Origin of the sequence: Streptomyces sp. CG 926, assembly GCF_003148825.1 — a bacterium.
Lineage (GTDB): Bacteria > Actinomycetota > Actinomycetes > Streptomycetales > Streptomycetaceae > Streptomyces.
Genome location: NZ_QGGZ01000028.1, coordinates 1 through 12,227 on the forward strand (window position 1 = coordinate 1; position 12,227 = coordinate 12,227).

The following is a 12,227-nucleotide window of genomic DNA, read 5'->3' on the forward strand; positions in this document are numbered from 1 at the left end:
GCGGTCCAGGTGAGCGTCCCGGACAACCTGATCCCGGCCGACGCGACCGCGATCACCCCCGACATGCTGCCACTCGTCGACCTCACCACCGAGGAGATCGCGCGGATCGTCGCCACCGTCGACGGCGGGGCGCCCAACATCGCGGACATCTACCCGCTGGCCCCGCTCCAGGAAGGCCTGCTCTTCCACCACCTCCTCGCCGAGGGCGACGACGACGCCTACGTCCTGCCGACCGTCCTGGAGTTCGACTCGCGCGAGCGTCTCGACGCCTTCGCGGAGGCCCTCCAGCAGGTGGTCGACCGCCACGACATCTACCGCACCTCCATCGTCTGGGAGGGCCTGCGCGAGCCCGTCCAGGTGGTCCGGCGTCACGGCACCCTGCCCGTCACCGAGGTCACCCTCGACGGCCAGGACGACCCGGTGCGACAGCTCCTGACCGTCGCCGGCAACTGGATGGACCTGACCCGGGCCCCGCTGTTGCGGATGCACGCGGCCCAGGTCCCCGGCACCGGCCGCTGGCTCGGTCTGCTGCGGGCCCACCACGTGGTCCGTGACCACACCGCGCTGGAGATCGTGTTCCACGAGGTCCAGACGATCCTGGCAGGTCGGGGCCGGGAACTGGCCGAGCCGATGCCGTTCCGGAACTTCGTCGCCCAGACCCGCGGCGCCGTCGCCCGCGCCGAGCACGAACGCTACTTCGCCGACCTCCTCGGCGACGTCACCGAACCCACCGCACCCTTCGGCATCGCCGACACCCACGGCGACGGCGCCACGTCCGTCCGCGTCGAGGTGCCGTTCGCCCCCGGCCTCACCACGCGTCTGCGCGAGGTGTCCCGCCGGGCCGGCGCCAGCCCCGCCACGGTCATGCACCTCGTCTGGGCCCGCGTCCTCGCCGCCGTCAGCGGCCGCGACGACGTCGTCTTCGGCACGATCCTGTTCGGCCGCATGAACGCGGGTCAGGGCGCCGACCGCGTCCCCGGCCCGTACATGAACACCCTGCCCGTACGCGTCCGCACCGACGGGCCGGGCGTGCTCGCCGCCGTCGCCGCGATGCGCGGCCAGCTGGCCGAGCTCCTGGAACACGAGCACGCCCCGCTCGCCGTGGCACAGCGCGCCAGCGGCATCGACGGCAACACCCCGCTGTTCACCGCCCTGTTCAACTACCGCCACCACGCCGACCTGTCCGGCGGCCGTGATACCCCGCGCGAACTCGACGGCATCACCCTGCGGTTCGCGCAGGAGCGGGACAACTTCCCGATCGCCCTCTCGGTCGACGACCACGGCGACAGCATCGGCCTGGCCGTGGACGCGGTCGCCCCGGTGGACCCACACATGGTCGGCCGCCTGGTCGAGACCACCACGCGCAACCTCGTCGCGGCCCTGGAGACGGCACTCGACCAGGGCGAGGAACCGCGCCTCGGGGCGGTCCAGGTACTCGACGAGGCAGGACTGCACCTGCTCCTGCGGGAGTGGAGCACCACCACGGCCCGCACCGAGGCCGCACCGGTCCTCGACCTGCTCGCCGAGCGCGTCGCCCGCACACCCGACGCGGTTGCGCTCGTGACGGAGACGGGGGACCTCACCTACGGCGAACTGGACGCCCGCGCCAACCGGCTCGCGCACCACCTCACCGAGCACGGCGTCGGACCCGAGTCCGTGGTCGCGCTGTTCCTGGAACGCGGACCCGACCTGATGGCGGCACTCCTCGCCGTCCTCAAGGCCGGCGGCGCCTACCTGCCGATCGACCTCGACCACCCCGCCGAGCGCGTCGCGTACATCCTCGGCGACGCCCGCCCCATGGCGGTCCTCGCCACCACCGCCGGCCGGAGCAGGGTCCCCGCGACGGACGCCGCCGTCCTCCTCGTCGACGACGCCCGCACCCGCGCCGCCCTCGACCGGCTGCCGGCCACGGCCCCCGACATCGCGCTGCGCGCCGAGCATCCCGCGTACGTCGTCTACACCTCGGGTTCCACCGGCCGCCCCAAGGGCGTCCTGCTCACCCACGGCGGCTTCGCCAACACCCTCGCGGCCGCCACGGAACGCTTCGGCACCGGGCCCGGCTCGCGGGTGGCGCAGTTCGCCTCGGCCGGCTTCGACGTCTTCTGCCTTGAGTGGGCACTCGCGCTCACCACGGGCGCCGCCCTCGTCCCCGTACCGGCGCACCGCAGGCTCGGGAAGGAACTGACCGACTTCCTCGCCGAACAGCGCATCACCCACGCCAGCCTGCCGCCCGCCGTCCTCGCGGGCCTCGACGAGGAGGCCGTCTCCCCGCACCTCGTCATCGAGATCGGCGGCGAGGCCTGCGCCCCGGAGCTGGTCGGACGCTGGGCGCGCGGCCGCACCCTGTTCAACACGTACGGACCGACGGAGACCACCGTCGACGCGACCTACTGGCGCTGCGAGCCGGACGCCGAGGACGTGTCCATCGGCACACCGATCGCCCGCACCCGCGCCTACGTACTCGACGGCTCCCTCGCACCGGTCCCCGTCGGCGCCACCGGCGAGCTGTACGTCGCGGGCCCCGGCCTCGCCCGCGGCTACCTGGGACGCCCCGCCCAGACCGGCGAACGCTTCGTCGCCGACCCGTTCTCCACCGGCGGCGAACGCCTCTACCGCACCGGCGACCTGGTGCGCTGGAAGGACGACGGCCGGATCGAGTACCTCGGCCGCGCCGACGACCAGGTCAAGATCCGCGGCTTCCGCATCGAACTCGGCGAGATCCGCTCCGTCGTCGCCGCCCACCCGGACGTCGACCGCGCCGCCGTCGTCGTACGCGAGGACAGCCCGGGCGAACGGCGGATCGTCGCCTACGTGGTGGCGCCCGCAACCCCCGGCCGGACCGCCCACCGGACGCTCACGGCCGAGGTCGCCCGGTACGCCGCCGACCGCCTGCCGTCCTACATGGTCCCGTCGGCGGTCGTCGCCCTCGACGACCTGCCCCTGACCGCCAACGGCAAGCTCGACCACCGGGCCCTGCCCACCCCCGACCACGGCGACGGCACGAGCCCCGGCCGAGGCCCGGCCGGCCCGCGCGAGGAGATCCTCACCGGGATCTTCGCCCACGTCCTCGACCGCCCCGCGGTCGGCGTCGACGACGACTTCTTCGCCATCGGCGGGCACTCACTGCTCGCGGTCCGCCTCATCAGCCGCATCCGTACCGTCCTCGGCATCGAGGTACCCCTGCGCACCCTCTTCGAGGCCCCCACCGTCGCCGCGCTCGCGCGCCGACTCGGCGGCGCGGAGACGGCACGCGCCGCCCTGGCGCCCCTGCCGCGCCCCGCACGCACCCCACTGTCGTTCGCGCAGCGCCGCCTGTGGTTCATCGGCCAGCTCGAAGGCCCCGGCGCCACCTACAACATCCCCATGGGCCTGCGGCTCACCGGCCGCCTCGACCGCCCCGCCCTGATCACCGCCCTGCGGGACGTCATCGGCCGCCACGAGGTGCTCCGCACCCGCTTCCCCGTCGCCGACGGCGAGCCCTACCAGTGGATCGCCGACCTCGACGACCTCGTCTGGGAGCCGTCCGTCCGCACCGTACGGCCGGAGGAACTCTCCGACGCGGTCGCCGAGGTGGCCCAGCACGTCTTCGACCTGGCCGACGAGGTCCCCATCCGCGCCGCCCTGCTCGAACTCGCCCCCGAGGACCACGTCCTCGTCGTCGTCGTGCACCACATCGCCACCGACGGCTGGTCCACCGGCCCCCTGGCCCACGACCTGTCCCTCGCCTACGCGGACCGGTCCACGGGCCAGGCACCCACCTGGGAGCCGCTCCCCGTCCAGTACGCCGACTACGCGCTGTGGCAGCGCGAACTCCTCGGCGACGAACGCGACAACGACAGCGTCACCGGACGCCAGGCCGCCTACTGGCGCCAGGCGCTCGCCGGAGCCCCCGAAGAGCTCACGCTGCCGTTCGACCACACCCGCCCGGCCGTCGCCTCCCACCGCGGCCACAGCGTGCCGGTGGACATCCCCGCCGACGTCCACGCGCGCCTCGCGCACGTGGCACGGGCCGAGGGCGTCACGACCTTCATGGTCCTGCAGGCAACGCTCGCCATCCTGCTCTCCAAGCTGGGCGCGGGCACCGACATCCCGATCGGCTCGCCCCACGCCGGCCGCACCGACGAAGCCCTCGACGGCCTGGTCGGCTCCTTCGTCAACACCCTCGTCCTACGCACCGACCTGAGCGGCGACCCGACGTTCAGGGACGTCCTCGCCCGCGTACGGGAGAACAGCCTCGCTGCCTTCGCCCACCAGGACGTGCCCTTCGAACGGCTCGTCGAAGAGCTCGCGCCCAGCCGCTCCCTGGCACGGCACGCCCTCTTCCAGGTCATGCTGACCCTGCAGAACACGGCCGAGGCCGTCGTCGAACTCCCCGGCCTCGACGTCCGCGCCCTCGGCACGGGCCCGGCGAAGGCCAAGTTCGACCTCGACGTCATCGTCGGCGAGGCGTTCGACGCCGACGGCGCCCCGGCCGGCGTCCGCGGCGAGGTCACCGCCGCGGCCGAACTGTTCGAACCCGACACCGTACGCCGTATCGTCGACGGCCTCACCCAGGTGCTCGACGCGGTCACCGCCGACCCCGGCACCCGGCTCAGCGCGGTCCCCGTCCTCGACGCGGCCGAGCGGCACCGCATGCTCGTCGAGTGGAACGACACGGCCACCGACCTCGAACCCGCCACGATCGGGGACCTGTTCGCCGCCCACGTCGCCCGCACCCCGGACGCGATCGCCGTGTCCGACACCACCGCGGAGATCACGTACGCCGAACTCGACGCCCGCGCACAGCGCCTGGCCCGCCACCTCACCGGCCGGGGCGTGGGCCCCGAGACCGTGGTCGCCGTCTGCCTGGACCGGGGCGTCGATCTGATCACGGCCCTGCTCGGCGTGGTCAAGGCCGGCGGCGCCTACATGCCGCTCGACCCCGACTACCCCGCCGAACGTGTCACCTACATGCTCGGCGACGCGGCCCCCGCGCTCGTCCTCGTCTCCGAGACCACCGCAGCCAAGATCCCGGCCTCCCACACCGACACGGCCCTGCTCGGCGAAGCCCTCGCCACCGACCCGAACCCCACCGACCCGAACCCCACCGGCACGAGCACGGACGCCACGAGCACGGACGTCACGAGCGCCCCGGCACTCCTGCCGACCCACCCGGCCTACGTCATCTACACCTCCGGCTCCACCGGCCGCCCCAAGGGCGTCCTCGTCCCGCACACCGGCGTCGCCGCCCTCGTCCAAGGGCACATCCGGTCCCTGGGAGTCGGCCCCGGCGCCCGCGTCGCCCAATTCGCCTCCGCCGGATTCGACACCTTCGGCTGGGAATGGCTCATGGCCCTCCTCTCCGGCGCGACCCTCGTGGTCGTCCCGCCCGAGCGCCGCCTCGGCGACGCGCTGCCCGCACACCTCACCGAGCAGCGCGTCACCCACGCCACCCTGCCGCCCGCGGTCCTCGCCACACTCGACGAGACCTCCCTCCCCGCGGACACCGTCCTCGTCATCGCCGGAGAGGCCTGCCCGCCCGACGTCATGGCCCGCTGGGCCCGAACCCACACCCTGTTCAACTCCTACGGACCCACCGAGACGACCGTCGACGCCACCCTGTGGCGCTGCGACCCGCTCGCCGACGACGTCGCCATCGGCACCCCCGTCCTCGACACCCGCGTGTACGTCCTTGACGAGTCCCTGGCACCGGCCCCGGCCGGCGTCGCGGGCGAGCTGTACGTCACCGGCGTCGGCCTGGCCCGCGGCTACCTGGGACGGCCCGGCCTGACCGCCGAACGGTTCGTCGCCAACCACCTCGCCGACGACGGATCGCGGCTCTACCGCACCGGCGACCGCGCCAAGTGGACGGCGGACGGCCGGCTCGTCTTCGTCGGCAGGACCGACGACCAGGTCAAGATCCGCGGCTTCCGCATCGAACCCGGCGAAGTGACCGCCGTCCTGGCGGAACACCCCACCGTCGCCCAGGCCGCCGTCATCGCCCGCGAGGACACCCCCGGCGACAAGCGCCTCGTCGCCTACGTCGTACCCGCCCCGGACACCACCGTCTGGACCGCGTCCGACACCGCCGCCCTCCAGGCCCACGCCGCCGCCCGACTGCCCGACTACATGGTCCCCTCGGCGGTCGTCGCCCTCGACGCCCTGCCCCTGACCGTCAACCGCAAGCTGGACCGCGACGCCCTGCCCGCACCCCACACCCAGGGAACCGCGACCCCCGCCGAACGCGACCCGCAGGGACTGCGCGAACAACTCCTGTGCGGGGTGTTCGCCCAGGTCCTCGGCATCGAGTCCGTCGGCGTCGACGACGACTTCTTCGCCCTCGGCGGCCACTCCCTGCTCGCCGTGCGCCTCGCCAGCCGCGTGCGCGCCGTCCTCGACGTGGACCTCGACATCCGGGTGCTCTTCGACGCCCCGACCGTCTCCGCCCTCGCCGCCCGCCTCGACGACGCGGCCGGCACACGCCCCGCCCTCACCGCCGGGGACCGCCCGCAGCGGGTTCCCCTCTCCTTCGCCCAGCAGCGCCTGTGGTTCATCGGCCAGCTGGAGGGAGCCGGCGCCACCTACAACAGCCCGATCGCCGTCACCACGACCGACGAGATCGACCCGCACGCCCTCGACGCCGCCCTCCGCGACGTCATCGACCGCCACGAAGTACTCCGCACGGTCTACCCGACGGCGGACGACGGCCAGCCCTACCAGGACGTCCGCCCCCTCGACACACTCGACTGGCACGCCGAGATCCGTACCGTCGCACCCCAGGACCTGGCCACCGCCGTCGACAAGGCCTCCGCGCACGCCTTCGACCTGTCCACGCAGATCCCGATCCGGGCGACGCTCTTCGACACCGGACAGGAACGCGCCCTCCTGGTCGTGGTCCACCACATCGCCAGCGACGGCTGGTCCCTGGCACCCCTTGCCCGGGACTTCTCCACCGCCTACGCGGCACGCGCCGCGGGCCGGGCCCCCGACTGGCAGCCGCTGCCGGTCCAGTACGCGGACTACGCGCTGTGGCAGCGCGAACTCCTCGGCGACGAGAACGACCCCGACAGCGTCATCAACCGCCAACTCGCCTACTGGCGCGAGGCCCTGGCGGCGGCACCGGAAGAGCTCGACCTGCCCTTCGACCGACCGCGCCCGGCCGAGGCCTCGCACCGGGGCCACAGCGTCCCGCTCACCGTCCCCCCGCACGTGCACGCCGAGCTCGTCAGGCTCGCCCGCGAGGAAGACGTCACCGTGTTCATGGTGCTGCAGGCCGCCCTGGCCATGCTGCTCTCCAAGCTGGGCGCGGGCACCGACATCCCGATCGGCTCGGCGAACGCCGGCCGCACGGACGAAGCCCTCGACGACCTCGTCGGCTTCTTCATCAACACCCTGATCCTGCGCACCGACCTGTCCGGCGACCCGACCGTAAGGGGCCTGCTGCACCAGGTACGCGAACGGAGCCTGGCGGCCATGGCCCACCAGGACGTGCCGTTCGAGAAGCTCGTCGAGGAGCTGGCCCCGGCCCGCTCCCTGGCCCGCCACCCGCTCTTCCAGGTCGTCCTGACCAAGCAGAACACCGTGGAGTCCGGGCTCGACGCGGCCGGAGCGGCCGTCGCGTGGACCGGCGGCATGTCCACCGGCAACCGCGCGGTGAAGTTCGACCTCGACGTCATGGTGGGGGAGACCTTCGACACCACGGGCTCCCCCGCCGGCCTCGGCGGCTCGGTCACCGTGGCCACCGACCTGTTCGACCCGGAGTGGGCGGGCCGCATCGCCGACGCCTGGACGACCCTCCTGGAGGCACTGTCCCAGGATCCGGGCCGTCGCCTGAGCGAGGTCGGCATCCTGCCGGAGGAGGAGCGGCGCCGGGTCCTGACCGTCTGGAACGACACGTCGACCGAGGGCCGACCGGCGCTGGTCCACGAGCGGTTCGAAGCACGTGCGGCCGCCGCTCCCGAGACCCCGGCGGTCGTCTCCGGCGGTACGTCGATCTCGTACGGCGAACTGGACGCCCGGGCCAACCGCATCGCGCACTACCTCACCGGTCAGGGCATCGGTGCGGAGTCGGTGGTCGGTCTGTGTCTGCCGCGTGGTGTGGACGTGATCGCCGCGATCCTGGGTGTCTGGAAGGCGGGAGCCGCCTATCTGCCGATCGATCCGGCGCAGCCGACGGACCGGATCGCGTACATGCTCCGCGACAGCCGTGCGGCGCTGGCGCTGACGACGGAGGAGATCCTCGACGAACTGCCCGCGGGCCGTTCGCGTCTCGTGGCGATCGACGACACGTTCGTCGAGATGCAGCTCGCCGCCGCCCCGACCGGCCGCCCCGGACGTTCGGTCGACCCGCAGTCCCTGGCGTACGTGATCTACACCTCGGGTTCGACGGGCCGTCCCAAGGGTGTGGCGGTCACGCACGGCGGCCTGGCGAACTACACGGCCTCGGTCCCCGACCGCCTCGGCTTCGCAGGCGAGGGTGCCCGTTACGCGCTGCTCCAGGCGCAGGCGACGGACCTCGGTAACACCGTGGTCTTCGCGAGCCTGACCACCGGTGGTGAACTCCACATCCTGGAGGAGGGTGCGGTCACCGACCCGAAGGTGGTGTCCGCGTACCTCACGGAACACCGGATCGACCACTTCAAGGCCGTTCCCTCGCACCTGGCCGCCCTGTCGGCGGCGGGCATGGAGGGCGTACTGCCCGCCCGGTCGCTCGTCCTCGGCGGCGAGGCCGCGTCGACGCCGTGGCTGCGGGAACTCCTCGCGGCAGCGGGTGAGCGGACGGTCCACAACCACTACGGCCCGACCGAGACGACGATCGGTATCGCGACCACGAGGCTGACGGCCGAGGGGATCGCCGACGGGACCGTCCCGGTCGGCACGCCGATCGCCAACACCCGTTTCTACCTGCTCGATTCGCGTCTTCAGCCGGTCCCGGTCGGTGTGACGGCAGACCTGTACGTCTCCGGTGCCGGCCTGGCGCGTGGGTACGTGGGCCGGGAGGCTCTGACCGCCGAGCGGTTCGTCGCCAACCCGTACGAGCAGGGCGAGCGGATGTACCGCACGGGTGACCGTGCGAAGTGGACGGCGGACGGGCAGGTCGTGTTCCTCGGCCGGGCCGACGACCAGGTCAAGATCCGCGGCTACCGCATCGAACCCGGCGAGGTCCAAGGGGTGATCGCCGCCCACCCGCTGGTCGACCAGGCCGCGGTCGTCGCCCGCGAGGACAATGCTGGTGACCGCAGGCTCGTCGCCTACGTCGTCGCCGGCGACCTGGAGCCCGACGAGAAGGCCGGACTCACCACGTCGCTGAAGGAGTTCGCGGCGCAGCGGCTGCCGGAGCACATGGTCCCGTCGGCGGTCGTCGTCCTGGACGCCCTGCCGCTGACCGGCAACGGCAAGCTCGACCGCAAGGCCCTGCCCGCACCCGGCACCCTCACCTCCGGCGGACCCTCCAGCCAGGGACGGGAGCCCGCCACCCGCGAGGAGCGCGCGCTGTGCGAGGCCTTCGCCCAGGTGCTGCGGCTGGACAAGGTCGGAGTCGACGACGACTTCTTCGCCCTGGGCGGCCACTCGCTGCTCGCGACCGAACTCATCGTCCAGGTCCGCGCGGCCCTCGACGTCGACGTCGAGATCCGGTCCCTGTTCAACTTCCCCACCCCCGCCGGTCTCGCGACACAGCTCGGCACGGAGAAGTCGAACCGTCCGGCCCTGCGGCCGATGCGCGATCGGAGTGCCTCGTAACACGAAAAGCACGAGGAATCCAGTGCGTTCAATCTGAACAATCACATACGCGTTGACAAGCGAATCGGCCGCCTTGTACGAGAAATCGGATAAGGCGGCCGAAGTGCGTGCGGGTCACGTTCAACTGGTGCCCAGGGGCGGTTGAACGAGACCGAGAACCCTCTGTGAGATGCGGGTTTCCGCTAGCCCTTCGAGTCGATCGCGGCGTGAAGGCGGACGATTGATCGCCGATGGGCGCTGGGTCATAGTGGTTCGCGCCATCACGGGGGAGCGACGCATCAAAAATTTGGTCCCGGCGAATTCCCGTTCTTCGCAAGCAGTTTCCGCAGAGGCCCGCCAGAGCTCCTGCGGATATTTATTGACCAGATTCACCTGGTGCACGCACTTGATTTCCCCAGGGTCGTACAGGGACGTGCACACCACGCCGGCGTCGCTGCCGCACGGGACCTTTCCCCGTGCGGGGCGAACGACGGCAGACGCTTGACAGTCAGCCTGTGCCGGCGTTGCGGCAGGGACGAAGCCAGGAAGGTTCCCGATGATTCCGTTGTCATTCGCGCAGCGTCGGTTGTGGTTCATCCAGCAGCTGGAGGGCCCCAGCGCGACGTACAACATCCCGGTGTCCCTCCGCCTGACCGGCGCGGTGGACCGGGACGCGCTGGCAGCGGCGCTGCGGGACGTCCTGGCACGCCACGAGGTCCTGCGCACCACCTTCCGCGTCGAGGACGGCGAACCCCACCAGCACATCCACGAGATGGGCGACCTGGACTGGGCCCTGCAGACGGTGGAACTCCCCGACGCCGCGACCCCGGCGGACCTGGCCGGCGCCGTCGCCGGAGTCTTCGGGCACACCTTCGACCTCTCCATCGAACTCCCGCTACGGGCCTGGCTGTTCTCGGCCGGACCCGACGAGCACGCCCTCGCGCTGCTCGTCCACCACATCGCGAGCGACGGCTACTCCAAGCGTCCGCTCGCCCAGGACCTCTCCACCGCCTACGCGGCGCGGTGCGCGGGCGAGGACCCGGTGTGGGAGCCGCTGCCGGTGCAGTACGCGGACTACGCGCTGTGGCAGCGCGAGCTCCTCGGCGACTCGGCGGACCCCGACAGCGTCGGATCCCGCCAGGTCGCCTTCTGGCGCGAGACACTCGCCGACGCCCCCGAGGAACTGGCCCTGCCGTTCGACCACCCCCGCCCGCCCGTCCCCTCCCACCAGGGACTCAGCGCCCCCTTCAGCGTCCCCGCCGACGTCCACGCACGCCTGCGGGACCTCGCGCGCGCCGAAGGCGTCACCACCTTCATGGCCCTCCAGGCCGTCCTCGCGATGACGCTGTCGAAGCTCGGCGCCGGTACCGACATCCCCGTCGGCACCGCGGTCGCCGGCCGCACCGACGTGGCCCTCAGAGACCTGGTCGGCTTCTTCGTCAACACGCTCGTCCTGCGGACGGATCTGTCCGGCGACCCGACGTTCCGTGAGGTTCTGAACCGGGTGCGCGAGACGAGCCTGGCGGCGATGGCGAACCAGGACGTGCCGTTCGAGAAGCTCGTCGAGGAGCTCGCCCCGGCCCGTTCCCTCGCCCGCCACCCCCTCTTCCAGGTCATGCTCTCCGTCGACCACGCCACCCAGGCGCAGGTCGACCTCGGAGCCGTACGCGCCGGCTCGCTCGCCGACGTCGCCACCGACGACGTGACCGCCAACCTCAAGAAGATCGCGAAGTTCGACCTCGAGATCGCCGTCGACGAGCACGTCGACGCCGAAGGCGCTCCCTCGGGCCTGCACGGATCCGTGATCGTCGCCGCCGACCTGTTCGAGCAGGACACGGCCACCCAGCTCGCCGAGCGGCTCGCCCGCGCCCTCACCGCGCTGGTCACCGCCCCCGCCACCCGCCTCAGCGCCGTCGACGTGCTCACCGAGACCGAGCGCGACCTGATCCTGCACCAGTGGAACGCCACCACGACCGACGACGAAGCCGCCCTCGTCCCCGACCTCTTCGAGGCACACGCGCAGCTGACCCCCGAGGCCGTCGCCGCCGTCTTCGAGGGCACGGAACTCACGTACGCGGAGCTCGACACCCGCGCCAACCGCCTCGCCCACCACCTCCTCGACCTCGGCGTCAGCAGCGAATCGGTCGTCGGCCTCTGCCTTCCCCGCGGCCTCGACATGCTCGTGGGCATCCTGGCCGTCTGGAAGGCCGGCGGCGCCTACGTACCGCTGGACCCGGAGCACCCCGAGGAGCGCCTGTCCTACATCCTCCGCGACAGCGGAGCCCGTGCCGTCGTCAGCACCCGCGACGCCGCCGAAGGCGCGGCCGCCCGGCTCGGCGTCGAACACGTCGTCTGGCTCGACGACCCCGCCACCCTCACCGGCCTCGACCACATGCCCGCCGTCGCCCCCTCCAGGCACACCACCCCCGCGAACCTCGCCTATGTGATCTATACGTCGGGTTCGACGGGTCGTCCGAAGGGTGTGGGGGTGGGTCATGGGGCGTTGGCGAATTTGGTGTCGGTGTTCG

General features: G+C 72.3%; 2 protein-coding genes. Both read left to right on the forward strand.

What is annotated here, in order from left to right; translation table 11 throughout:
• Window positions 1–9: 9 nt before the first annotated feature.
• On the forward strand, window positions 10–9,720 hold the full coding sequence (locus BCL76_RS38170) for a non-ribosomal peptide synthetase (protein ID WP_309136890.1): 9,711 nt from the start codon (window positions 10–12) through the stop codon (window positions 9,718–9,720).
• Window positions 9,721–10,255: 535 nt separating this feature from the next.
• Window positions 10,256–12,227, forward strand: a 1,972-nt coding sequence (locus BCL76_RS38175) for a condensation domain-containing protein (RefSeq protein ID WP_146228525.1), incomplete at its 3' end; no start/stop codon positions are given.